Annotated in this window: 27 protein-coding genes and 1 pseudogene; 16 read left to right on the forward strand and 12 right to left on the reverse strand. The window is 53.5% G+C overall.

Annotated elements, in window-relative coordinates:
* Window positions 1–503 precede the first annotated feature (503 nt).
* The 15 genes and pseudogenes from V3O24_RS02240 to V3O24_RS02310 all read left to right on the forward strand — a co-directional run bounded on the left by V3O24_RS02240 (window position 504) and on the right by V3O24_RS02310 (window position 11,106).
* Window positions 504–833: a hypothetical protein gene (locus V3O24_RS02240; protein WP_331305991.1), complete on the forward strand. Its 330-nt coding sequence runs from the start codon at window positions 504–506 to the stop codon at window positions 831–833.
* A gap of 160 nt (window positions 834–993) precedes the next feature.
* Window positions 994–1,386: a carboxymuconolactone decarboxylase family protein gene (locus V3O24_RS02245; protein ID WP_104424477.1), complete on the forward strand. Its 393-nt coding sequence runs from the start codon at window positions 994–996 to the stop codon at window positions 1,384–1,386.
* A 23-nt stretch (window positions 1,387–1,409) separates the two neighbouring features.
* On the forward strand, window positions 1,410–2,303 hold the full coding sequence (locus V3O24_RS02250) for a DUF692 domain-containing protein (RefSeq protein ID WP_331305992.1): 894 nt from the start codon (window positions 1,410–1,412) through the stop codon (window positions 2,301–2,303).
* Window positions 2,300–3,061 carry a putative DNA-binding domain-containing protein gene (locus V3O24_RS02255; RefSeq protein ID WP_331305993.1) on the forward strand — a complete coding sequence of 254 codons (762 nt, stop codon included), beginning with the start codon at window positions 2,300–2,302 and terminating at the stop codon, window positions 3,059–3,061. Before V3O24_RS02250 ends, V3O24_RS02255 begins: the two co-directional genes overlap by 4 nt.
* A complete protein-coding gene (locus V3O24_RS02260) occupies window positions 3,054–3,491 on the forward strand; it encodes a hypothetical protein (RefSeq protein WP_181049907.1) in 438 nt (145 codons plus the stop codon). Before V3O24_RS02255 ends, V3O24_RS02260 begins: the two co-directional genes overlap by 8 nt.
* Window position 3,492: 1 nt before the next feature.
* Window positions 3,493–4,611 carry an inorganic phosphate transporter gene (locus V3O24_RS02265; protein WP_331305994.1) on the forward strand — a complete coding sequence of 373 codons (1,119 nt, stop codon included), beginning with the start codon at window positions 3,493–3,495 and terminating at the stop codon, window positions 4,609–4,611.
* 100 nt (window positions 4,612–4,711) lie between these two features.
* A complete protein-coding gene (locus tag V3O24_RS02270) occupies window positions 4,712–5,461 on the forward strand; it encodes a DUF547 domain-containing protein (RefSeq protein ID WP_331305995.1) in 750 nt (249 codons plus the stop codon).
* Between the two features lie 25 nt (window positions 5,462–5,486).
* Window positions 5,487–7,653: pseudogene (gene lpdA, locus V3O24_RS02275) on the forward strand (dihydrolipoyl dehydrogenase).
* 11 nt (window positions 7,654–7,664) lie between these two features.
* Window positions 7,665–8,612: an arsenosugar biosynthesis radical SAM (seleno)protein ArsS gene (arsS, locus tag V3O24_RS02280; RefSeq protein WP_331305996.1), complete on the forward strand. Its 948-nt coding sequence runs from the start codon at window positions 7,665–7,667 to the stop codon at window positions 8,610–8,612.
* A 378-nt stretch (window positions 8,613–8,990) separates the two neighbouring features.
* The gene (locus V3O24_RS02285) at window positions 8,991–9,395 is read left to right on the forward strand and encodes a methyltransferase domain-containing protein (RefSeq protein WP_331305997.1); all 405 of its coding nucleotides are present in this window, start codon (window positions 8,991–8,993) and stop codon (window positions 9,393–9,395) included.
* 65 nt (window positions 9,396–9,460) lie between these two features.
* Entirely contained in the window at window positions 9,461–9,649 is a 189-nt protein-coding gene (locus V3O24_RS02290; RefSeq protein WP_331305998.1) for a hypothetical protein, read from the forward strand.
* A gap of 19 nt (window positions 9,650–9,668) precedes the next feature.
* Window positions 9,669–9,893, forward strand: coding sequence for a hypothetical protein (locus V3O24_RS02295; protein WP_331305999.1), 225 nt, complete (start codon window positions 9,669–9,671; stop codon window positions 9,891–9,893).
* On the forward strand, window positions 9,890–10,189 hold the full coding sequence (locus tag V3O24_RS02300; RefSeq protein WP_331306000.1) for an HD domain-containing phosphohydrolase: 300 nt from the start codon (window positions 9,890–9,892) through the stop codon (window positions 10,187–10,189). The genes V3O24_RS02295 and V3O24_RS02300 overlap by 4 nt, the downstream gene beginning before the upstream one ends.
* Window positions 10,101–10,541, forward strand: a complete 441-nt coding sequence (locus tag V3O24_RS02305) for a hypothetical protein (protein ID WP_331306001.1) — start codon at window positions 10,101–10,103, stop codon at window positions 10,539–10,541. The genes V3O24_RS02300 and V3O24_RS02305 overlap by 89 nt, the downstream gene beginning before the upstream one ends.
* 28 nt (window positions 10,542–10,569) lie before the next feature.
* Window positions 10,570–11,106: a DoxX family protein gene (locus V3O24_RS02310; protein ID WP_331306002.1), complete on the forward strand. Its 537-nt coding sequence runs from the start codon at window positions 10,570–10,572 to the stop codon at window positions 11,104–11,106.
* 107 nt (window positions 11,107–11,213) lie between these two features.
* Here V3O24_RS02310 and V3O24_RS02315 read toward each other — a convergent pair whose 3' ends face one another.
* From V3O24_RS02315 to V3O24_RS02350, 8 genes are all read right to left on the reverse strand, one after another.
* On the reverse strand, window positions 11,214–11,696 hold the full coding sequence (locus V3O24_RS02315) for a nuclear transport factor 2 family protein (RefSeq protein WP_331306003.1): 483 nt from the start codon (window positions 11,694–11,696) through the stop codon (window positions 11,214–11,216).
* Window positions 11,697–11,752: 56 nt separating this feature from the next.
* Window positions 11,753–13,054: an MSMEG_0569 family flavin-dependent oxidoreductase gene (locus V3O24_RS02320; protein WP_331306004.1), complete on the reverse strand. Its 1,302-nt coding sequence runs from the start codon at window positions 13,052–13,054 to the stop codon at window positions 11,753–11,755.
* A gap of 455 nt (window positions 13,055–13,509) precedes the next feature.
* Window positions 13,510–13,797: an MSMEG_0570 family nitrogen starvation response protein gene (locus tag V3O24_RS02325; RefSeq protein ID WP_331306006.1), complete on the reverse strand. Its 288-nt coding sequence runs from the start codon at window positions 13,795–13,797 to the stop codon at window positions 13,510–13,512.
* A 39-nt stretch (window positions 13,798–13,836) separates the two neighbouring features.
* On the reverse strand, window positions 13,837–14,814 hold the full coding sequence (locus V3O24_RS02330; protein WP_331306007.1) for a sll0787 family AIR synthase-like protein: 978 nt from the start codon (window positions 14,812–14,814) through the stop codon (window positions 13,837–13,839).
* Window positions 14,811–15,353, reverse strand: coding sequence for an MSMEG_0567/Sll0786 family nitrogen starvation N-acetyltransferase (locus V3O24_RS02335; RefSeq protein WP_331306009.1), 543 nt, complete (start codon window positions 15,351–15,353; stop codon window positions 14,811–14,813). Before V3O24_RS02335 ends, V3O24_RS02330 begins: the two co-directional genes overlap by 4 nt.
* Before the next feature lies 1 nt (window position 15,354).
* Entirely contained in the window at window positions 15,355–16,449 is a 1,095-nt protein-coding gene (locus tag V3O24_RS02340) for an MSMEG_0568 family radical SAM protein (RefSeq protein ID WP_331306010.1), read from the reverse strand.
* Window positions 16,446–17,537 (reverse strand): Nit6803 family nitrilase, encoded by a 1,092-nt coding sequence (locus V3O24_RS02345; protein WP_331306011.1) that lies wholly within the window; start codon window positions 17,535–17,537, stop codon window positions 16,446–16,448. The genes V3O24_RS02340 and V3O24_RS02345 overlap by 4 nt, the downstream gene beginning before the upstream one ends.
* A 293-nt stretch (window positions 17,538–17,830) precedes the next feature.
* The gene (locus V3O24_RS02350; RefSeq protein WP_331306012.1) at window positions 17,831–18,313 is read right to left on the reverse strand and encodes an MSMEG_0572/Sll0783 family nitrogen starvation response protein; all 483 of its coding nucleotides are present in this window, start codon (window positions 18,311–18,313) and stop codon (window positions 17,831–17,833) included.
* A 915-nt stretch (window positions 18,314–19,228) separates the two neighbouring features.
* On the opposite strand from V3O24_RS02350, the gene V3O24_RS02355 reads away from it, so the two are divergent.
* Window positions 19,229–20,653 carry a PLP-dependent aminotransferase family protein gene (locus V3O24_RS02355; protein WP_331306013.1) on the forward strand — a complete coding sequence of 475 codons (1,425 nt, stop codon included), beginning with the start codon at window positions 19,229–19,231 and terminating at the stop codon, window positions 20,651–20,653.
* 186 nt (window positions 20,654–20,839) lie between these two features.
* Here the strand turns inward: V3O24_RS02355 and V3O24_RS02360 are convergent, their stop codons facing one another.
* The 4 genes from V3O24_RS02360 to V3O24_RS02375 all read right to left on the reverse strand — a co-directional run bounded on the left by V3O24_RS02360 (window position 20,840) and on the right by V3O24_RS02375 (window position 24,169).
* Entirely contained in the window at window positions 20,840–21,313 is a 474-nt protein-coding gene (locus tag V3O24_RS02360; RefSeq protein WP_104424493.1) for a nuclear transport factor 2 family protein, read from the reverse strand.
* Window positions 21,314–21,344: 31 nt separating this feature from the next.
* Window positions 21,345–21,950 (reverse strand): glutathione S-transferase, encoded by a 606-nt coding sequence (locus V3O24_RS02365; protein WP_331306014.1) that lies wholly within the window; start codon window positions 21,948–21,950, stop codon window positions 21,345–21,347.
* A gap of 15 nt (window positions 21,951–21,965) precedes the next feature.
* Entirely contained in the window at window positions 21,966–23,249 is a 1,284-nt protein-coding gene (locus V3O24_RS02370) for a pyridoxamine 5'-phosphate oxidase family protein (protein ID WP_331306015.1), read from the reverse strand.
* A 374-nt stretch (window positions 23,250–23,623) separates the two neighbouring features.
* The gene (locus V3O24_RS02375; protein WP_331306016.1) at window positions 23,624–24,169 is read right to left on the reverse strand and encodes a peroxidase-related enzyme; all 546 of its coding nucleotides are present in this window, start codon (window positions 24,167–24,169) and stop codon (window positions 23,624–23,626) included.
* Window positions 24,170–24,229: the final 60 nt, after the last annotated feature.

Consider the following 24,229-nt stretch of genomic DNA (forward strand, 5'->3'; position numbering starts at 1 on the left):
TTTTATTTTTCATTTTTTAACCATGAAGGACATGAAGCGGCATGAAAGGTTTAAGTCTTCATGTCCTTCATGCTCTTCATGGTAATTGCCTAAATTAATTTAGGCACGATCCTAAGCCACGGATGAACGCCGTGATATGCCGGCCCTTCTCGCCAAGATTTTTCAAGCATCGAGACGGCGCGCCCTTCGGCGAGAACTTTTAATGGCGTTTCCTTGACTTAATAGCGGTGATACGCCGTGTGGAAATGTAGTAAAGGTTTGTCCTGAGGCGTGTCGAAGGTGGCCCCTCTTATCTGTGAAATCTGTGGCCAATGATGGTTTTTAGGGGCTCATAGACTTCAAAATCATCCTCCGTTTGGACGATGGTTCGACAAAAATTCAGTTATCCCAAAAAGTTTTTGTAAGGAATACGGATTGCCCCCGACTGATGAGGCAGGAAGGTTTTACAGCATATGCCGTTAAAGCTTTCCTGACATTCATCAATCACTTTTGGAGTAATCAATATGAATAAAAAAACCTTATCTTTGACCTTGGGCGGCGCGATTGCATCCTCTTTGTTAAGCATGTCTCCCGCCATTCAGGCCGGTGAGAATCCGTTTGCAATGTCCAACATCAACACTTCGCAACAGCTTGCCGCAGCCGACGAAAAAATGAACGAAGGCGGTTGCAGCGGCAAATTGAAAGAAGGCAAGTGCGGCGAAGGCAAATGCGGCGGCAACAAAAATAAAATGAAGGAGGGCGGTTGCAGCGGTGCTGCTAAGCCGGAAGAGAAAATGAAAGAAGGCGGATGCGGCGACAAGATCAAAGAAGGCGGTTGCAGCGGAAAAATGTAGCAGCCCTAAAGAAAGCCGCCTGTAATTCATAGGCGGTATTTAATGGCCGTCCGCAATTTTTCTGTTTCAGACGCTGTAGGGCGCGCCGTGCGCGTCCTGCATACGCGGGATAAATTATCGGGATAGCTGTAATCGCATCTGACCCATATCGGGAATAAACATGGCAAACATAAATTTAATCGATGAAGCTGAAGCCGCCGAACCGGTCTTATCCATTTACAACGACATCAAGAAAACATTCGGCATGGATTTCGTCCCCGGCATGTTCAAGGCGATGGCCAATAACCCGGCCTATCTGGAAGCCAGTTGGAATCGCTATAAAGTCATCATGGGGCCGGGAAAACTGGACCGGAAAACCAAGGAAATTATTGCTGTCGCGGTTTCTACCGTCAACGGTTGCGAATATTGCATCAACGCGCACACCGCCGTGCTTAAGAAATTGGGCCTAGGCGATGCCGAGATAACGGAGCTTATGGCGGTGGTCGATTTATTCAGCGGCTTTAACAAGCTGCTGGACGGTTTGCGGGTCGAATCCGATATTTTCCCTACCTAAGCTTGTTCAATAGGCTAAGCACGATGAAAACTTTTGCTGTTAACGGCGCCGGGCTGGGGCTGCGACGGGAGCTTTTACCGGCGCTGGAATCGGGCGTTCCCGGAACGATTGACTTTTTCGAAGTGTCGCCGGAAAACTGGATAGATATAGGCGGCAGATTGGGCAAGATCTTTCGCGGCTATACCGAACGCCATAGCTTCGTGGCGCATGGGCTGTCGCTGTCTTTAGGCGGCCCGGCGCCGTTGGATATAGCTTTTTTGCGGCGCATGAAGGCCTTTCTCGATGAACATAACTTCGTGCTCTACACCGAACACTTAAGTTTTTGCAGCGACGAGGGGCATCATTACGACCTCTACCCGATCCCGTTCACCGGGGAAGCGGTGCGCCATGTCGCCGGACGCATTTGTCTTGCGCAAGACATTCTTGAACGCCCGATTGCGCTGGAAAACGCCTCCTACTACGTCAAGCCGCCGTTAGCTGAAATGGACGAGCTGGCCTTTATCAATGCGGTGCTGACGGAAGCCGATTGCCCCTTGCATTTGGACGTGAACAACATCTACGTCAACAGCCTTAATCACAACTACGACGCCGCCGCATTTTTAACCGGGCTGTGCGGGGAGCGGATTGTTTACGGGCATGTTGCGGGGCATGATTTAGATAAGTCGGGAGTGATTATCGATACGCACGGGCAAGCGGCTTGCGACCCCGTCTGGCAATTATTGGAACTGGCTTACCGGACTTTCGGCGTGTTCCCGACCTTATTGGAACGGGATTTCAACATACCGCCGTTAGCCGATTTGTTGGCGGAAGTCGGACATATCGCCGACTTGCAACGGCATTACGGCTACGGCATTGCGCCTCGCGCCGCCGGGTGGCTACCTCTTTTGCCAGTGCAAGCCGGTCGGGAAACCGCATGATGGCCTTTCGACAGGTACAACGGCAATTTTTAGCGCATTTGCGCAATCCCGTGCAACAGCCTTTGCCCTCGGGCTTTGTCAAACAGGATGCGGCGGTTTATGTTGACTTGCTGTACAACAAATTCAACGACAGCCTGACTGCCTGCTTCCCCGTAACGTATGCGATTTTGGGTGAAACGGCTTGGCAGCGGCTGCTGAAAGACTTTATCGCCGAACATCGTTGCCGGTCGCCTTATTACCGGCAAATCCCCGATGAATTTATCCGGTATTTGCAGACTGAATGGGTCGATCATACCGGACTGCCTTATTTGCTGGAATTGGCGCATTTCGAATGGGTAGGGCTGATATTGGCGATTACCGATGCCGAACCCGTTGTTAAGCACGAGAGTGCGGTTAACGATTGGCTGGCATGTCACCCCGTTTTCGCGCCGGTCTTGCAATTACTGAATTATGCCTATCCGGTACAGCGCATCGATGAAAACTATCAACCGGCTACGCCCCCGGAACAGGCAACGCATATTTTAGGGTTTCGGGATAGAGATGATGCCGTGCAGTTTATTGAATTAAACCCTGCAACGGCGCGGCTGGTAGACATTTTGCATAACACTGATGACAGCTACACCGTCCGCGAAGCAATAGAACAAATCGCCGCCGAGTTACAACACCCTGAACCGTCCGTGCTGTTTACTTTTGGCGTTGCAGCTTTGGCGGATTTAATGCAGCAAGGCGCTATTTTGGGCAGGGCGGCGGATGATTAATCAAAAACAAAAGTTAGAACTGTCACTGGTTTTATTAAGATTAAGTGTGTTTTTAGTCATGCTTATGTGGACGCTGGATAAATTGGTTAATCCCGGCCATGCCGCAAAAGTTTATGAAAAGTTTTATTTTCTCTCAGGTTTGGGGCATGAGCTTATGTACGCACTCGCGGCGGTTGAACTCATCGTTCTGTTGTTATTTGTGTGCGGTGTTTATAAAAAATACAGCTACGGAGCCGTGTTAATTTTTCATGCCGTTTCAACTTTGTCTTCATTCAAACAATATTTATCGCCTTATGAAGCGGGGAATTTATTGTTTTTCACTGCGTGGCCGATGCTGGCGGCATGTATCGCCTTGTTTCTGTTAAAGGATCAGGATGTACGATTATCGTGCGGAAATAAAGTTAAAAACCGAGTTTTTACGAGGATTTAAAATGATTTTTTTAAGCCTGTTAATCATTGCTACCTGTTTCCTGGCTTATGCCAACGGCGCAAATGATAATTTTAAAGGCGTTGCCACCTTGTTCGGCAGCGGCACGAGCAGTTACCGCAATGCTATCGGTTGGGCAACCCTAACGGCTTTCGCCGGTTCTGTTTGTTCCATTTTTTTAGCCGAAAAACTGCTTAAAAGTTTTTCGGGTAAAGGCCTGGTTCCCGATGCGGTCGCACTCTCGCCTGAATTTTTATTAGCCGTATCAGCGGGTGCAGGCATAACGGTTTTAGTCGCCGCCTTAAAGGGTTTTCCTATTTCCACGACTCACGGTTTAACAGGAGCCTTAGTGGGTGCGGGACTGATGGCGGTCGGTACGGAGATTAATCTTTCCGTGTTGGGCTCGGCTTTTTTTATCCCTTTGTTGGTCAGTCCCTTAATCGCGGTTATCTTGGGCGCCGGGGTTTATTTTGTATTTAGAGCGGTACGCATTCAATCGGGCATAAACAAAGAATACTGCGTCTGCGTTGGACAAACGGAAACCATCGTCCCGATCCCGCGGCCTGATTCATGCTTTGCCATGACCACTGTTACCGGCATTGAAGCAAGTATTGATAGCGAAGCTGTCTGTCGGCAGCGCTATGTCGGCACGGTTTGGAAAATCAACAGCCAAAAATTATTGGATGTTTTTCATTACCTGAGTGCCGGGGCGGTTTGTTTTGCACGGGGCCTGAATGACACGCCTAAAATCATGGCTATTTTAATGTCCGCTCATGCCTTGGGAATGCAATCCGGCTTGTTGTTGGTCGGTTCCGCGATTGCGATAGGCGGTTTATTGCATTCGCGCAAAATCGCGGAAACGATGGGCAAAAAAATCACCCCGCTGAATCATGGGCAAGGATTTTCCGCCAACCTGGTGACCGCTTTTTTGGTTATTTTCGCCAGTCAATTAGGCGTTCCGGTATCAACGACGCACGTCTCGGTCGGTGCCGTGTTTGGTATCGGCGCGATTACCCGGCAAGCGAATGTCGGCGTAGCTTCCCGGATTGCGTTGTCATGGGTATTAACCTTGCCGATTGCGGCTTTTTTTAGCGCCTGTATTTACGGATTCTTCATGGTTTAAAAATAAAACTTGCTCAAGTTACTTAACACCGCACAATTGTAAGGTTTCGCTTTCCCGTGCGACTTAATAGCATCTTACATAAATAACTAAGGTATATATCATGCGTTTTCCTGAATCCTTATTACTTGCCGCGGCGCTGAATTTAATGCTCTCAGCCGCTGCTTTTGCCGCCTCGCCTGACTGGAGCGTGTACGCCGAAACTTTACAAACGGTCAAAGCCGGTAAAAAACACGATACCCCGCTTAATCTGGTGGATTATTCAGCCTTGAAAAAATCGGGACAACTGGAAGCGGCTTATCGGCTCATCAACACCTTTCCCGTTGCAACATTGGTGAATAGGGAAGAAAAACTGGCGTTCTATATCAACGCCTACAACATTCTCGCGTTGAAAATGGTGCTGGATCATTGGCCTGTAGACAGCATTAAAGACGTGGGAAATGTGCTAAGTCCCGTTTGGAAGAAAACAGCGGGGGCGATTGGCGGACAAGAAGTCTCGCTGGATGCGATTGAAAACGAGGTGTTAAGGCCGATGGGCGAACCGCGCATTCATTTTGCCATTGTCTGCGCTTCAGTCAGTTGTCCCGATTTACGCACCGAACCTTATACCGCAGACAAGCTTAATGCGCAGTTAGACGATCAAGGCGGATTATTTCTTAACAACGCCAAAAAGGGCTTGAACGATGACGGCAAAGTCATCCACGTTTCAAAAATCTTCGACTGGTTTGAAAACGATTTTAAAGCGGTCGGCGGCATTGAGGCGTTTATCCGTCAACATCGCAGCGGATTATCAAAATCCGCTATCAAAGCCGATATTGACTACGATTGGTCGCTGAATAATGCCGGCGAATAACTTTTATAGCCCTTGGAATAGCAACATGAATACACCCAAAATTGTCTTATTACTGGTGATTGCCGGCGCCATCGCCGCTTTTTTCCACTTTAACGGCCAGCAATATTTGACGCTGGAGATGCTGAAAGCGCAACAAGCCGGTATCGCGGCTTTTCGTGATGACCATCCGATACCGGCGATTGCGGTTTATGGGCTGATTTATATTGCGGTGACCGGTTTATCGTTGCCCGGCGCGGCTATTTTAACCTTGGCAGGCGGGGCGGTATTCGGTTTGTTCTGGGGGACGGTGATCGTTTCTTTCGCTTCGACCATCGGTGCGACACTGGCGTTTTTAGCGGCGCGGTTTTTGTTTAAGGACAGTATCCAAGCCAGGTTCGGCGACCGTTTGCAAGCGATCAATGACGGCATTGCGCGGGATGGGGCTTTCTATCTATTCACGTTACGACTGGTGCCGTTATTTCCTTTTTTCGTCATCAACCTGTTAATGGGCTTAACCTCGATAAAGGTCCGCACTTTTTACTGGGTCAGCCAAGTAGGCATGTTGGCCGGAACGCTGGTGTATGTGAATGCAGGAACGCAACTGGGCAAGCTGGAGTCTTTATCCGGCATTTTATCTCCCCTTGTTGTCGGGTCTTTTGCGTTGTTGGGAGTGTTTCCACTGATGGCAAAAAAAGCCATTGAATTTATTCAACAACAAAGGAAGTCGGATGTCTGAATCAGTCGCTAAAAAATGGCTTAAGCCAAAACACTTCGATAACAATTTAATCGTTATCGGTGCAGGTTCCGGCGGCTTGGTCACGTCTTATATTGCCGCTGCGGTTAAGGCAAAAGTCACGCTGATTGAAAAACATAAAATGGGCGGCGATTGTTTAAATACCGGCTGCGTGCCGTCTAAAGCGTTAATCCGTTCGGCCAAGTTTTTATCGCAGGTCAGCCGCTCGGCTGAATTCGGCATTAAGAGCGCTCAAGCGGAATTCGAGTTTGCCGAGGTGATGGAGCGTGTACAAAATGTCGTTAAAGCCGTTGAACCGCATGATTCGATAGCGCGTTACAGTGAATTAGGCGTGAATGTGTTAACCGGCACGGCTAAAATCGTTTCGCCTTGGCAAGTGGAAGTGACTACCGAAACAGGCGTGCAAACCCTTAGCACGCGCTCGATTGTGATTGCCGCGGGCGCGCGTCCTTTTGTGCCGCCGATTCCCGGCTTGGATGATGTCGGTTACCTGACTTCGGATACTGTCTGGAATTTGCGCAAAAAACCTAAACGCTTAGTGGTGTTAGGCGGCGGCCCTATTGGCTGTGAGTTGGCGCAAGCCTTTGCCCGCTTAGGGATTGAAGTCACCCAAGTTGAAATGCTGCCAAGGATTATGATGCGTGAAGACAGCGAAGTATCGGCTTTGGTGACGGCTAAATTTCGCAAGGAAGGCATTAAGGTTTTAGTCGAACATAAAGCCAAGCAGTTTATCGTTGAAAATGGCGAGAAAATCCTGATCGCCGAACATGACGGCAAAGAAGTCCGTATTGCCTTCGACGAAGTTTTATTAGCGATTGGACGCGTAGCGAATATCTCAGGCTATGGCGTTGAGGAAATGGGCATCGCCTTATCGCCACGTAGAACCATTTTGGTTAACGCCTTTCAAGAAACCAATTACCCGAACATCTACGCTTGCGGCGATGTCGCAGGCCCTTACCAGTTTACCCATACCGCCGCGCATCAAGCCTGGTACGCCGCGGTCAATGCGTTGTTTGGTTGTTTCAAGAAATTTAAAACCGATTATTCGGTGATCCCGTGGGCAACCTTTACCGATCCCGAAGTCGCCAGAGTCGGCTTGAATGAACAGGAAGCCAAAGAACAAGGCATTGCTTATGAGGTCAGCATTTACGGCATTGATGATTTGGACAGGGCGATTGCCGATAGTGAAGCGCATGGTTTTGTGAAAGTCTTAACCGTTCCGAATAAAGATAAAATTCTGGGCGTAACGATTGTTGGCGAACATTCCGGCGATTTGATTGCCGAGTTTGTGTTGGCGATGAAACACGGTTTAGGGCTGAATAAAGTGCTGGGAACTATCCATATCTACCCGACGATGGCGGAGGCGAACAAATATGTTGCGGGAGTTTGGAAACGCAATCACGCGCCGCAAAAATTATTGGTGTGGGTTCAGCGTTATCACGCTTGGCGCAGAAACTAACTGAGGTTTTTATGCTTGATTCCTTACCCTATTTAAAAAACTCCGATTTTCCCGCGATTAGCCGCAACAAGCTTGAAATTCTGCAAGTCAATCTGGGCTATTTATGCAATTTGAGTTGTACGCATTGCCATGTCAATGCCGGCCCGAAACGCACCGAATTAATGGACAAAGCCACGATGGATGAGATTTTAACGTTCATTGACAGTCATGCGATTCATACGCTGGATTTAACGGGCGGCGCACCCGAAATGAACCCGCATTTTCGCTATCTGGTGACGCAAGCCCTGGACAGAGGCTTAAAAGTCATCGACCGCTGTAATCTGGTGATTTTAATGGAACCCGGTTTTGAATGGCTGGCAGGCTTTCTGGCAAAAAATCGGGTTGAAATCGTAGCTTCCTTGCCTTGTTACCTGAAAGACAACGTCGATAAGCAGCGCGGTAAAGGCACGTTCGATGCCAGCATAACGGCTTTGCAAAAGCTGAATGCGCTGGGCTATGGTCAAGTGAGCAGCGATTTACAGCTCAATCTGGTTTTTAATCCGCAAGGCGCGACCTTGCCGCCGGAGCAACAAGCCCTTGAGCGCGATTACAAACAGCATTTGCACGAGCATTTCGGCATTGTGTTTAACCATTTATTCGCCCTCGCCAATCTGCCTGTGCAGCGTTTCGGCAGCGTTTTACTGAGTACGGGGCAATTTGATAATTACATGAACTTACTCAAAAACAACTTTCAGGCCCCCAATTTGGACAAGGTGATGTGTAAAAACACCTTGAGCGTTGACTGGCAGGGTAAGGTTTATGATTGCGATTTTAATCAAATGCTGAAACTGCCGTTAGGGGCGGATAACAAAACCCATATTCGCCAAATATCCGAATTAACGGGCAAAGCCATTAACACCTTGCAACATTGCTACGCCTGCACCGCAGGGCAGGGCAGCAGTTGTTCGGGCGCGATTTAATGGCCACGAAAGGCACGAAAAACACGAGATATTTAGATTACCAACTTAAGGTTAAGCTGTGCTATTTACGCTGGTTTTTCTCGTTCCCACGCGCCGCGTGGGAACGCAGTGCAGGACGCGCTGCGTCCCGTATACGCCAGACGTTGAACGTGATTCGCGGCGCAGCGCGCCTTGACTGCATTCCCACGGAGCCCGTGGGAACGAGAGCCTCTACCATTAAGTAGGAGTGGGCCGCGCCCGCGACATTTGGGCTACGATTGCAGAGTTGCAGCGCTTTCATCGCGGGCACGGCCCGCTCCTACAATGCTTAACTTAATGGCGGTGACGCAGCGCGTGGGAACTAGGTAAAACGAATTTTTATTTATTTTTGGAGATGAGATGACTATCGAAACAGGCGTTTTACAGCGTTATTCAGAAGGCGCGGAAGCTGTGCAACCCGAATTGTGCTGCCCTGTTGATTATGACCGTGAATTGTTGGCGTTATTGCCGCAGGAAATAATCGACAAGGATTACGGCTGTGGCGATCCCTCGCGTTATGTGCAGAAAGGCGATGTGGTGCTGGACTTGGGTTCAGGCTCGGGCAAAATCTGCTACATGGCGGCGCAATTGGTCGGCGATAGCGGCAAAGTCATCGGCGTGGATATGAATGACGATATGCTCAATTTTATGACAAATGGGAAAGCACTGCCTGGCAGGTGGTTGAAGGCCTTGAATTTCGTTCGGTCACCATTACCGCCACCAAACCATCTTCCGAACCCTGTCTGGACAAAGGTCATGCGGTGATTTATCGCGGACCTTTTTCTAAAGTGTATGACGATGAAGGGCATGTTTTTTATCGCGGTCAACGCATGGCAGTCTGTGAGCGCAATTGTAAATTGCTGACCAGCGGAGCTTACGCCGACTACTTTATCGGCATTGCCCCCGTGCAGGAACAGACGCCGCAAAACTGGCGCCATGCTCCGGGTGCATTAAGGCCTGCGGCGGAAACTAAAGGCGCAGCCCATAAGGCGGACTGTGCATCATCGGGTTGTTGTTAAAAAGGGTTAGGGCTTTATCATGCTATCAAAAACTAAAATCGATGATTTTTTGAAAACGCTTTACACCATGGCTTTCCTGGTTGAAGCGCGCGATGCTTATACCGGCGGGCATTTATGGCGGGTATCGCAGTTGACCGGGCGTTTAGCGTTGGCTGCCGGATTATCGCGTAAAGAAGCCGCTACTGCCGCATTAGGCGGTTTTTACATGATTTGGGCAAAGTCGGCGTACCGGATGCTATTTTGAACAAAACGGATAAATTGACCGATACCGAATACGCGATTATCAAAAACCACCCTGAAGTTGGCGTTCGCGTGTTACATGGACATCCGCTGACCGGACTTATTCATGATGCGGTGCTGAGTCACCATGAACGCATCGATGGGCGCGGCTATCCTAACGGTATTACCGAAGGGACAATCACACAGGTGGCGAAAATGGTCGGCTTGGCGGATGCAGACCAGCAGCCGCCCGTATCGTGCCGGTATGCCGATAGAGACGGCATTGGAGCAAATCGAAATAAATTTAGGCAAGCAGTTTGACAAAAAACTGTGTGAACGGTTTATAGCCTTGGGCCGTGCCGGGGAATTAAACGCTATAGTCGGACACAGCGATGCCGGTATTCCGTTACATAGTTGCCCGATGTGCGGGCCCGTGGTCGTGGTTAAACGCGAGCAAAAAGCAGGCGATGCCGTGTATTGCCCGGTTGGCAATGGCTTTCATTTGGCCGAACAACATGACCATGCCTTACAGCTTGAACCCAGCCATAAAAAAGGCAGCCCCGCCGATTTAATGACGGATATAGATTATCCGTTGCTAAATCAACTGATTGAAAATGTCGCGCCGTATTTGTCCACCGGCAAAAGCCGTTGGTGGAATTGGCTCGGTGCGTAAAAACCTGAATCTATTTTTGGCTGACATCATGAACGAATCCCACTCTTCAACAAACTGTGAAACATGTTCCGCCCCGCACGGATTATTTGAATTTTCCAAAAGAATATCACGCTGGTTTGAAACTAATGCCGCCGGTTTTGCACCGCTGTTGCTTCGGCTATTAATCGCTTATGAGTTTTTGGAGGCCGGATTGGAGAAAGTTTCCGGCGAAAACTGGTTTGCCGATTTAACGTTCCCTTTTCCGTTTAACTTATTGCCGCCCGATCTGAGCTGGGGGCTGTCGATGGGACTGGAGATCATCGCACCGATTGCGTTGATTTTAGGCTTGGCCACGCGCTTTTTCAGTTTTGCGCTGATTATTTTAACCATCGTTGCCATCGCCGTTGTTCACTGGCCGGCCGAATGGCACACCGTAGCGCAATTATGGCAAGGCTACGCCATTACCGACCAAGGCTACGGCAATTACAAGTTGCCGTTAATGTACTTGTTCATGCTCACCTCTTTGTTGTTTAGCGGTTCCGGTCGTTTAAGCCTGGATGCGTGGTTGATGCTGAGAACACGCTAAACACTTCGAACTTGAATCCATCCCGCTAACAAAATGCCAAGTCGGTTGAATTGTCAAAATATTCAATTCAACCGACTTGGCATCCAAGCAAATGAGGATCCGGCGTTTTAAAGCCCAAGATCGCTCAGTCCAGGGTGATCGTCGGGACGACGGCCCAGCGGCCAATGGAATTTGCGCTCGGATTCCTTAATCGGCAAATCGTTGATGCTTGCGTAGCGCCGTTGCATCAAACCGTTTTGGTCGAATTCCCAGTTCTCGTTACCGTAAGAACGAAACCATTGGTCGTTGTCATTACGCCACTCGTAAGCAAAGCGGACGGCAATGTGGTTGCCTTCAAAGGCCCAGAGTTCCTTGATTAATCGGTATTCATGCTCTGTAGCCCATTTGCGGGTAAGAAACTCGATAATTTGCTCCCGGCCTGCCGGAAACTCGGCGCGATTCCGCCATTGGCTGTCGATGGTATAGGCCAGGGCAACTTTCTCAGGATTACGGCCGTTCCAGCCGTCTTCGGCCATGCGTACTTTTTGGGCCGCCGTTTCACGGGTAAAGGGCGGAAACGGGGGACGTGATTCTTCATGAGTTGTGTTCATTATAAAACTCCTTGGTTAAGGTTTGATTGATCGGAATAATGATAGGGTTGTAATAATCAGGCCACGGCGGGCCTGCGCGAAGTGCAGGTTTGGCTCTGCACAGCCTCCAGCTTATCGTGAATGACTCCGGCCAGGTATTGCGCATCTTCGGCAATCCCCAGAAAGCGCCCGGAACCCCAGGTGTTCAACCAGGGCAAGCCGATGAAATAAAGTCCTTCGGTATTCGATACGCCGCGCCGGAACCGGGGGTGCCCCTTGCCATCGAAAGCGGGCAGTTCGATCCAGCTGTAATCGGGACGGAAACCGATTGCCCAAACGATGGAGGTGATGCCCGCGGCATCGGCATCGATACGCACGGGACCCGATTCGGATTTCCATTCCCATAGTTTTTCAAATGCCGGTTCCTCCGGCGCATCAATGTTGTTTTCCGCGATATAGCGGTCGATTTCCTCGCGTATCCGTACATACACCTCGTCGGCTTCGTCGAGGTTTCGGGTCAGGTCCGGCTTAAACTCAAGCATCGCGCCGTTAATAGTGTTCATGCTGCCGTAAAGGCGGACGCCTTGCAACGCGAATTTACGCAGATCGATTTCATGGCCGCCGCTACGTCCGCTCAAATAATGGTTGGTTTTATGGCAAACCGCATCGCCGAGCGGGTGCTTATCGACAGTCAAGTTGTAAAAGCCCAGATCGTACAGCCATTCGGTCGTTTCGCGGCCTCGATACAGGCGCGGCGAACGGGGCGCGCTGCCGACCGCGAGATGCACTTTGCGGCCTGCCAGGTGCAAGTCTTCCATGATCTGTACGCCGGATTGGCCCGAGCCGACCACCAATACTTCACCTTCCGGCAGTTGTTGCGGGTTGCGGTAATTGACGGAGTGAACCTGGGTGATATGTTGGGGCAGGCTGTGCGCATAATTCGGCACGATCGGAATATCGTAGCCGCCGGTAGCCACGACCAGATGGTCGGCGGTGAACTCGCCGATGCTCGTCGTTACCTCAAGCAGGCCCTGATTGCCCCGGCGGACACGGGTCACGGCCACGCCTTCATTCAACGGTGCATTGATCTTTTCGGCAAAGGCTTCGACATACTCGACAATCTCGTCCTTGAGCATGAAGCCTTTCGGATCGTCGCCTTGATACGGAAAATCCGGCAGGCGGCATTGCCAGTTCGGGGTCACCAAGCAAAAACTGTCCCAGCGGTCGTTGCGCCAGGAATGGGCGATGCGGTTTTTTTCAAAAACGATGTGGCTGATGTCCAGCTTTTGCAGGTAATAGCTGACCGACAAACCGGCCTGGCCGCCGCCGACGATGATGACTTGGTAATGCGGGCGTTGGTTGCTTTGTTGATTATTCATGGGTTTCTCTCTTTATTGTTGTGTAGCGGTTTGTGATTCCTGAGTGCCGGGTCGGAAGCTCACCCTGTTTTTGCTCTCGTTCCCACGCGTTGCGCTCGTCGTTATACACATGTCTATTCAAGACCGTCATTGGCTATGAATGCCGAAATGGCTCGAATGTAGGCCGGAATAAGCCCGCCCGGCGACAGCAAGGGTGGAGCGTTTCCGGCGATCGGAGTGCCGGAAACGCCAGTTCTCGCTATCGCTCGAACCGGCTTATTCCGGCCTACGTCAAGATGTGTATAACGACGAGCGCGCTGCGTGGGAATGCAGTTCCCACGCTCCAGCTTCGCGAGGCGGGAAGCTGGAGCTTCCTCCACTGAATTCCCAAGCTGGAGCTTGGGGACTAGCGCAAAATCTGGAGGGTCCGGCTATCGTCCGGTTTCTCATCTAGCGCCGGAAGTAGGCCGGAATCCTTAGCCGATGAACTCTTCCACCAAAACCTTCGGGTTTTCAATTTCAGAAAACCGCGCGGCGACGGTTTCAATTTCGTCCAGCTGACTCATTGCGCTGGAGCAGGTATAGCCGTATTTTTGGCGAACCCGTTCGCCGGCAATCTGTAAAGCCGCCCGGCTGCGGGCGAGAAAATCCTCCAGCTCGTAGGTTTCGCCCGGTTTAAAAAAATCCTTGATCACCTGTGACGGCGAATAACAAAGACTGGTGGATCGGTCCGGCCAACGGACGCGAAAACGCATTTCAGGCATGGGTAAGACCTCTTGGATGAGTGGAATGGGTGGACATGGCTAAACCTCCGGTTTGAGTTCCACGCCGCAACCGGTCAACGGTTCTGCATGCAAATCCCATAACAGTTCCTCTCCGTCGGCATCGGCAAGGCGCAGACAGCCGGACGCATCGGTTTCGCCGATCACCGAGCAACTTATGCCGCGCCGGGAGAAATGTTCGATGACGGCTCCGGTGTGCTTCTCTTCCGCGCTCAGCACAAAGCCGTAACTGGGAAAACAGCACAGCCAGCGCGCTAACGAAATATCCGGCGGGCGCGGTATCGCGGCCACGTCGATCACGCCGCCCAAGCCGGAGCACTCCAGCAGCATCAGCACCGTGCCGACCGCGCCGGCCATGCTGATGTCCTTCGCGGCTCCGCACAGCCCGGCTTCGGCAAGCTGAGGCAATAGTTCCAGATCCTCGCGCAATCGTTCCGGCGGCGAACCGGTGCTGGCATCCCACCAGGCATGAGGTTCGCGAAAATGCCCGCGCAAATCGACCGCCGCCAGCAGCTTTTGCCCGGCTTTTGCTTTGAAACTGCTGAGCAATGTATTGGCGCGGCCGAGAATAGCGACCGACAGTTGCGGGCGGTCGTTGCGAAGATTGCTGTGTCCGCCGGCGATGGGGACGCGATAGACCTCCGAGGCGGCGGCCATGCCTTCCAGCACTAACCGGGCTTGCTCTGATCCGTCGCTCCAGATCGCATCGACCACGGCGATGGGGCGGCCGCCCATTGCGTAAATGTCGCTGACGTTGACCATCACGCCGCAGTAACCGGCAAACCAGGGCTGGGTCGCGACAAACTCGTTCAGGAAACCTTCGGCCGCGAACAACAAAAATCCGTCCCGGTCGGGTATCGCGGCGCAGTCGTCGCCGAGCGCGATTGTGCCGGACGGCATGCACTTGTTAAGCAGGCCGGTCACGGCGGCGATGTCGCGCTTGTGCGCCAAGCCGATGCTTTGTTTTACGTGCTGAGTCAGCCGGGCTAAATCGCTCATGCCGCAATCCTGCCGGTCGCAATAAAGCCGGTCTCGCCGTCGGCATAGGGCGGATACCAAGCCAAATCGGCTTGCATCAAGTGATGCGGCCTGCCGTGCAGTTCGATTTCCTGTAGCGAACGCCAGTGCAGGCGGCGAAACAACGGCACGTTGCGGCTTTGCACCTGCGCCAGAAAAGTGTGGCAATCCTGGGCATGGGCGCTGGTGACGGCCAGACGGATCAGCGCCGCGCCCAAGTTGCCCTGTTTCCGGTAGTCGGCAGCGACCGCCAGCCGCGAACCCCGCCAAACGCCGGGTTCGCTTTGGTGAATGCGGACGGTGCCGACCACTTCATCGGGCAGGCCGCCGACGCAGGCAATCGCGACAATCGGCGTCGAGATCCGGTCGATGTCGTCGAGGTCGTCGCCCTGGAAAACGCCTTGCTCCTCGCAAAACACCGCCTGCCGCAAGCGCAGCATTTGCTCGCGTTCCCAATCCTGAGTCACCCATTTGACCAGGTACTCGTTGGGGACAAAACGGTTGATAGCTGCGTTCAGCATGTCAGGCCTCGTAACTGGAAAGGGCCGAGCAAGCGCCGCATTTGGCGCAACCGGCTTTCATATCGGCGGAGCGCAGCCCGGCTTGTTTCAACATCGCGCCCAACGGTTGCAGAATGCTCTGCATGAAGCGCGGGTCGGGCGAGGGATGACCGGCCAGCGGCGTGCCGGTGATCGGGATAAACGGCACGACGAACGGATAAACGCCTTTGCCGATCAGCTGTTCGCAAACGGACAGGATCGCTTCCGCGCTATCGCCAAGCCCGGCCAGAATGTAGGTGCTGACTTCGCCCCGGCCGAACACCGCGACGGCCGCGTCGAAAGCGTCCATATAACGTTCCAGCGGCACACTAGCCTTGCCGGGCATGATGCGGGCGCGGACTTCCGGGGTGACGGCTTCCAGGTGCATGCCCAAGCTGTCGATGCCTGCTTCTTTCATGCGTCCGAACCAGATATCGTCGTCCGGCGGCTCGCATTGGCCTTGAATCGGCAAATCGACGGCGGCTTTCACCGCGCGGGCGCTTTCGCACAAAATCGCCGCGCCCCGGTCGCTTAGGTTGGGCGTGCCGGTAGTGATGACCATGTGCTTGACGCCGTCCAGCGCTACCGCCGCGCGGGCGACTTCGGCCAATTGTTCCGGCGTTTTGCGGAGGATGGTTTTTCCGGCTTTCAGCGATTGCTCAATCGCGCAAAACTGGCAGGATTTTTTGCGGTTGCCGTAGCGAATGCAGGATTGCAGTACCGTCGTGGCCAGCACATCCGCCGCATGCAAGGTCGCGATATGGGAATAGGGTACGCCTTCCGAAGTTTGCAAACCGTAAAAACGCGGCTGGCGGGGGAATGCAATCGAATCGATTGCGCGGCCGTCGCGGCGAACGATGCTGATGCCTTGTTCATCGGGAGCTGAGGCGGTAAACGGCGATTTGGCAGCCCCGGCTATGGTTATCGGTACCATCACGGTTTTGCCGCCAATGGTGACGGCTTTGTGGTCGGACGGACCGGCGCCGCCTCGGCGGACGGCAAGGCCGGATTCGGCGTCCTCCAGCCGCAATCCCAACGATTGCAGCTCGGTAATCAGCTGTGCTTCGGCTCTATTCATGGCTGGGTTGCTCGCTGCTTTGGGGAAAAGGTGCTTTTTGCGCCTTCTCCCTGAGGGAGAAGGCGGGGATGAGGGGGATTAAATAAACTTTCTTCCTTATTCTCATTTCCCCTCACCCAACCCTCTCCCTCTGGAGAGGGCTTTATTGCATTTAATTCATCGCTGAACATCGGCGCAGCCGGTTTGTCGTTGATCCTCAGGCTTAACAATTCAGGCCGGGCGTAATGGCCGACCGAATCCATCATGCGTTTGCGTTTGGTAATCAGCGACATATTCAGGTCGGCGATGACCATGCCTTCGCCGGAGCGCAACGGTTCGGCCAGATGCTGGCCTTCCGGCGAGATGATCGCGGTGCAACAGCCGCCGCGCAGGGCTTTTTGCAAACCGGGATCCGGCGTCACCGATTCGATCTGCTCGTCGCTCAGCCAGCCGGTCGCGTTGATCACGAAGCAGCCGGATTCCAGCGCGTGGTGGCGGATCGTGACTTCGATTTGCTCGGCGAAAATCGGCCCGACCAAGGAGCCCGGAAACTGGCTGCAATGGATTTCCTCATGCTGCGCCATCAATGCGTAGCGGGCCAGCGGGTTGTAATGCTCCCAGCAGGCCAAAGCGCCGATCCGTCCGATGCCGGTTTCGACCACTTTCAGGCCGGACGCGTCGCCTTGGCCCCAGATCATCCGTTCATGATAGGTCGGCGTGATCTTGCGGCGTTTTAAAGCCAGGTTGCCGCTCTCGTCGAAAATCAGCTGGGTGTTGTAAAGGCTGCCGTGGTCGCGCTCATTGACGCCCAGCACCACGACCACACCCAGCGAACGGGCCAGGGCGGCCACCGCATCGGTGGCCGGTCCCGGCACGGTCGGCGCATGTTGGTAAAGTTTAAGATGCTCGCGGCCCGCGGCGACCGGCGGCAGCACGAACGAAAAATACGGGTAGTAAGGCACGAAGGTTTCCGGGAACACCACCAGCTGAGCGCCTTCCTTGGCCGCGTCGCTGATGGCTTGGCAAACCTTGTCGATGGTGCCGGTGGCCGAATCGAACACCGGCGCAATCTGTACCGCAGCAGCCCTGACGATTTTTTTCGATGTCACAATCTGTACTCCTGTCATGAAAAAGCGGTTGAGCCACGGATAAACACGGATCAGGTTTATCGGGTGCTGATTCCAAAAATGTCATTTATTTTTACTATGAAGCGCATGAAGGACTTGAAGACATTACTGTATTGACTTCATGTGTGTATTGAGACGGTTTATAAAACACCGGTCATCCAAACCTCGTCACGCTTCGTATCCTTCATGGTAATAAAAACAAGTTATAAACATTGTGCTGCATCAGCACCCGGTTTATCCGGGGCTATCGGTGTAAATCCGCGGCTAAAAATGATTTACATCGTCCAGGTATCCAGGATGAAAGCGTTCTCGCGGCGATGGATCAGCACGATGTCCAATACATCCAGCGGACTGACCGGACGGATGCCTTCGATCAGGCTGGGTTCGCCGTGGCCGTACAAGGCTTGCAGCGCGAACCGGCAGGCATAGACTTTGCCGCCTTCGGCCATGAATTTGTTGATTTGGTTGGTATAGTTTTGGTGGCCCGGAAAAGCCTCGTCGCCCAAGCGCGGAAAGCCGCGTTGAATGCCCAAAGTCACGCCCGGCCCGTACAGCAGGATCGATGTTTCAAAGCCCTTGCGTTGCAAACGGGTCGCCTGCAACAGGTTCACAAAACCGATAGAGCCTTCAAAGGCGACGGTGTGGAATTTCACCAGGGCTTTTTCGCCGGGTTGAGCTTTAACGTCCTCGAATACTTTCTCTTCGTAATCGACAAAAAAATCGCCTTTGGTGTGGGCCGGTTTTTGAACTGCTGGCATGAAATGCTCCTTGTTATGAGTAAAAAAACCTGCACCAATGGCGCGATGCAGGGAGGGTTATGACCGTCAATCAATGAGGGGGATTGACGGAAGATAGTTTACGAGCGATGCCGTATTGCTAACAGATTCAGGAAAAAATGATTTCTAGGGTACAGATTGCGGTTTGAACGATCTGTTCTGCTTAATAAAGCGGATAACTGTTATGGATAAACTGGATTTATCGTTCTTGCGTTCTAATGCCTCGTTCCCACGCGCTGCGTGGGAATGCAGTTAAAGGCGCGCTGCGCCGCGAGTCACGGGCAGCAGATAGAAGTACACATCGTATAAATACAGGACGCGGCGCGTCCGGCATTGCGTTCCCACGCAGCGCGTGGGAACGAGGGATATGAGAGGGGCTGGAGCGATAGAGCGATCCAAAGCCGGACGGGGCATGTTGCCCCGTCCGAAACGTTTACGTGTTACCACATAGTTTAGATATTGAAAAAACGTTAGGGACGGGGTTGCAAACCCCGTCCCGCTTGGAGCAATGTTGCTGACAGATTCAGGAAAAAACGATTTTTAGGGTACAGATTGCGATTTAATGCGATCTGTCCTGCTCAATAAATCGGATAACTGTTATGGAAAAGCCCGTATTCATCGTTCCCACGCTCCGGCGTCGGCTTCATCCGAGTGCCGTACTGATTGCTCTGGTTCCCAAGCTCCCGCTTGGGAACCCAGTGAGCAAAGCTCCAGCTTTGCGAGTCGGGAAGCTAGAGCTTCCCGTACTGAATTCCCAAGCGGGAGCTTGGGAACTAGCGAACGATATAGCATAGGGCCGGAGCGAGCGGGAGCGATACAATATGAAAAAATCAAACCATTGAGCGGTACAGTTATGCTAAATTTGCCGGACAGACAACCCGCAGAGATCCAAAACCAATGAAACATCTTTATGAAACCGTAGCGGAGAATATCCTCGCCCATATCGAACAGGGCGTTTACCGCTCCGGCGAGCGCTTGCCCGGCATACGCCGTTTGAGCAGCCAGATGAATGTCAGCGTATCGACCGCGCTTGAAGCCTACCGGCTGCTGGAGGATCAAGGCCGAATCCAGGCGCGTGCGCGTTCCGGCTACTACGTCAGCACCGTTCACCGGCTAGCCATCACCGAACCCGACATTTCCGAACCGCCGACGATGCCTTCCCGAGTCACGGGCCAATCGTTGACACGGCAAATTCTGCTGGCGGCCAAAGATCCTTACCAGATCAACCTGGGCTCTTCGGTGCCTTCCCCAGCCTTTTTACCGACGCGGGTACTGCAACAAGCCACCCAAAAAGTGGTGCGCCTGTTTGAAAAACGCTGCTTCGACACCGACGAATTGCTCGGCAATCAGGAGCTTCGCCGCCAGATCGCCAAGCGCATGGTCGAGCTGAATTGCGCCGTCAGTCCCGACGATATAGTCATCACTCATGGCGCCAGGGATGCGGTCCGGCTCGCGTTGATGGCGGTCTGCAAACCGGGCGACGTGATCGCCATCGAATCGCCGACCTTTTACGGCTTGTTGCAGGTCATCGAATCCTGCGGCATGGAAGCACTGGAAATCCCGACCCATCCGCGCGATGGCGTTTCTATCGAAGCATTGCAACTGGCTGTCGAACAATGGCCGATCAAAGCCTGCCTGCTGATCTCCAACTACAACAACCCGCTCGGCTCCTGCATGTCCGACGAACGGAAAAAGAACATCGTCGGGTTGCTGGAAAAAAACGGCATTCCGCTGATCGAGGATGATGTGTACGGCGATTTAGGCTTCGGATTAAAGCGGCCTTCCGTCGCCAAAGCCTGGAGCCAACACGGCGAGGTGCTGTATTGCTCGTCTTTTGCCAAAACCTTGTCGCCGGGACTGCGCATCGGCTGGCTGGTTCCCGGACGCCACATGAAAAAAGTCGAAAACCTCAAATACATGCTGCATCAGGCCACGCCGACGCTAAATCAATTGGTCATTGCCCATTTGCTGGAGCAAGGCGGCTACGACCGCTACCTGCGCCAAGTCCGGCAGGACTATGCGCAAAGCGTGACGCGAATGGTCAAGGCCGTGAGCCTGTTTTTCCCCGAGGGGACCAAAGTGACCCAGCCGGAAGGCGGTTTCGCGTTGTGGGTCGAATTGCCGGAAGCTGTCGATGCGATGGAATTGCATCGGCAAGCGAGCCTTGAAGGCATCATCATTGCGCCGGGGCCGCTGTTTTCGGCCACGCAAAAGAAATACGGCAATTTCATCCGGCTCAGCTGCGCCGTACCCTGGAATGACCGTTTGGAACGGGCGTTGAAAAAACTGGGGGATATGGCTGGGGATTTGATGGCGGGATAAAGGGAAGGTCTGCCATCCATGGCAGTCGTCTTACCTGGAAGGTCTAACTGGGCGCATTTTTAGGAATGCGCATAATAACTTTATTTTTAAACCATGAAGAACATGAAAGGCATGAAGGATTGAAGTCTTCATGCGCTTCATGGTCATTGCTTAAATGTTCCTAAGCCATCAGTTCCGCGCGGCTATTCATAACCCCAAATCGCTCAAACCGGCGTGATCGTCTGGACGGCGGCCTAGCGGCCAGTGGAACAGGCGTTGTTCCTGCCGGATCGGCAAATCGTTGATGCTGGCAAAGCGCCGTTGCATGAAGCCTTGCCGGTTAAACTCCCAATTTTCGTTGCCGTAACTGCGGAACCATTGACCGTAGCCGTCATGCCATTCGTAGGCAAAGCGAACGGCGATGCGGTTGTCGGTAAACGCCCATAGCTCCTTGATTAAGCGGTAATCCAGCTCCTTGGCCCATTTGCGTTGCAAAAATTGCCGCACTTGCTCGCGGCCTTGCGGAAATTCGGCGCGGTTGCGCCATAGCGTGTCTTCGGTATAGACCAAGGCTACCCGATCCGGGTCGCGCGAGTTCCAGGCGTCTTCGGCCATGCGCACTTTCTGAGCCGCGGTTTCGGCGGTAAAGGGCGGGACGGGGGCTTTGATTTCTTCGGTCATGATTTTTCTCCGTTATTGAAGGGTGAGTGAGTTACGCCTGCCACATTCCCGGCATCGGAACATAGCCGGGCAAGGCGCGGATACGTTGAAACCAGGTAACGATATTCGGGTAAGCGCCGATGTCGATGCCGCCTTCCGGCGCCAGCGCCAAGTAAGGATAGGCGGCAATGTCGGCGATGGATACCGTGTCGCCGGCCAGCCAATCGCGGCTTTCCAGGTGACGGTCGATAATATCCAGTACTTTTTCGGCGGTCTGCCGGGCTTTTTCCGTATCGATGTCGCGGCCGAATTTATGATGCACTCGCAACAAGGCCGGACCGTGAAAAATTTCATTGGCGGCGGTCGATAGCCAAGCGGCAATTTGCGCCAAGCGGACGGCATCGTCGGGCCACCATTGTTCACCGCCGTAGCGTTTGGCCAGATAGACCAAAATGGCCTGGCTGTCGCGGATGATCAGGCCGTCGTCATCCAGCACCGGCACTTGGCCGAACGGGTTGCGTTGCAGATAGTCCGGGCTGCGTTGTTCGCCGCCACGCAAATCCACCGGGCGAGTTTGGTACGGCAACGCCAGCAAGCTTAACAATAATCGGACTTTGTGGCAGTTGCCGGACAGCGGCATGTCGTATAGCGTTATCATCTTGTTCCCCTTCGGTTAAATAAAACTTTCAAATTGCACCCGCTGTTCGGCGATGCCGAGTCGGCGGGCGGTTTGGCGCACGGCGTCGATCAGGCGGGTCGGGCCGCAAACGTAAATGACGGCATCGGCGGATGCGTTACCGAGCAGCGCCGATACGTCCAGCCGGGTTGGGGCTTGCGCCCGGCTGAAATAAAACCGGCATCGATTGGGCAAATGCCGCCGCAAGTCCTCGACAAAGGCCATTTCTTGCGGCGCACGGCCGCTGTAATGCAATTGAAAATCCGCACCCCGCGAGGCCAATGCTTCGGCCATTGCTTTTAACGGGGTGATGCCGATGCCGCCGGCGATCAACAATGCCGGGCTGTCGTCATCGTGCAGCGGGAAATAGTTGTCCGGGGCATCGACGTTGATGCGGGTTCCCAGTTGCCAGCCGTCGTGCAATGCCGACGATCCGCCTTCGCCATCGTCCATTCTTAGCACTGCAATACGGTAGCAATCAGGATCGTCCGGCGCGTCGGTCAGCGAATAAGCGCGGCTGGTGACGCTACCGTCGGGCAGCGCAATCGGCACGCGGATATGCGCCCCGGCCCGATAGCCAGGCAGCGGTTCGCCGTCGGCATGGCGCAATTCATAGGCGCGAATGCGCGACGTCAATTGCCGAATCCCGGCAATCGTTAACGGCAATGCGCCGCTACCCAAAACGCCGGGCGCTTGCCGCGCCACCGCCGCCGGTTGTTGGCGGGCTTGAACGAGCAGCGCTTCGACTTCGTTTTGGCTGTAGCGCGGCGTGATGTATTTGGGGCAATTCCAGTCGAAGGCTTCGACTTGGATAGCGATGCCGCGCTCGACCGGAGCGCGAAAGTCGGGCGATTCCAGTTTCGCCAGCAATGCCGGTTCGGAGCGTTCGTCCACCGCTCGCGCCCGGCCCCAGATTTTCAAGCGCCGCCGTTGCGGATAATCCATCAGCAACAAACTGACCCGGTCGTCGCCGCGCAGATTGCCTACCGAAATATATTGGCGGTTGCCGCTGTAATCGGCGTAACCGATGGTCCGGTCGTCCAACACTTTCAAGAATCCCGCCGGCCCGCCGCGATGCTGCACATAGGGCCAGCCGGTTTGACTCACCGTGGCTTGATAAAAGCTGTCGCGCCCGGCAATAAAAGCTTGCTCGGCAGCGCCCAGCGCCACCTCCTCGGCCTCGCCGAGTTCGGCCGCCCGATACGCCATGCGGCTGCCCATTTCGGTTTGCACCGATTGCACGTCGGGGGTGAAACTGATTTTAGCAAAAGTTCGGGCCATGACCTTGCTCCTGATTGGGATTGAAACATTGGCGTTAACTGTGACACAGCCGCCAGCCGCGTTGAATAGCCATAATCTGCAATAGTTTATTCCATTCAGCGTAAGAATCCGGGTGCAAGTCTGAACTTGGCCCGGTTCAATATAGAAGTCTAATCATAACTATTCAGCACGAAGCGCCTTATCCCTCTCCTGCTGGAGAGGGGGCGATCCAGCTGTGTTGCGCTGGTTCCCAAGCTCCGGCTTGGGAACCCAGTTAGCGAAGCTCCAGCTTCGCGAGTCGGGAAGCTGGAGCTTCCAAGACTGCATCCCCAAGCCGGAGCTTGGGAACGAGCGAGTTGCATATCAATGTATCTCAATGAATTACGACGCCTATATCAGGCCGCCTGTTTTAGCCCCACTTTCGGGAAGTCGATGCTGACCCGGCTGGCTTTACCCAGGATATTGGTCATTATGTTCATGCCGACGTGGGTGATCACCTCGACGATGTCCGCCTCGCTGAAGCCGGCGTCACTCATGGCCTGCAACTCGGCGTTGGTGACCTCGCCCTTGTGCTCGACCAGGGCGCGGGCGAATTTAACCGCCACCGCCGCTTTGGCGTCCTGGCTGGAACCGGCCCGGTTGGCTTCGATTTCCGCCCCGTTCAAACCGGCTTTGCGGCCGATGGCGGTGTGTGCGGACAGGCAGTATTCGCATTCGTTCTGCTGGGCCAGCGCCAGCGCGATGCGTTCGCGGGTGGCGGCGTCCAGCGATCCGTGATTGGCGATGTGATGCAAGCCGAGGAAGGCTTTCAGGGCATCCGGCGAGTGGGCGAACACCCGCAAGAAATTAGGCACCATGCCCAACTGGCTTTGGATCGCATTCAACAGGTTGAGTTGTTCGGTGTTGGCGCTCTCGTTGCTAACGGTGGTAATACGGCTCATGATAGTTCTCCAAATAATGAAAGGGTTTGTTAGTCGCCTGGGTGAAATTCAGCAGGCGGG

Origin of the sequence: Methylobacter sp. Wu8 (assembly GCF_036440755.1) — a bacterium.
Lineage (GTDB): Bacteria > Pseudomonadota > Gammaproteobacteria > Methylococcales > Methylomonadaceae > Methylobacter_A > Methylobacter_A tundripaludum_A.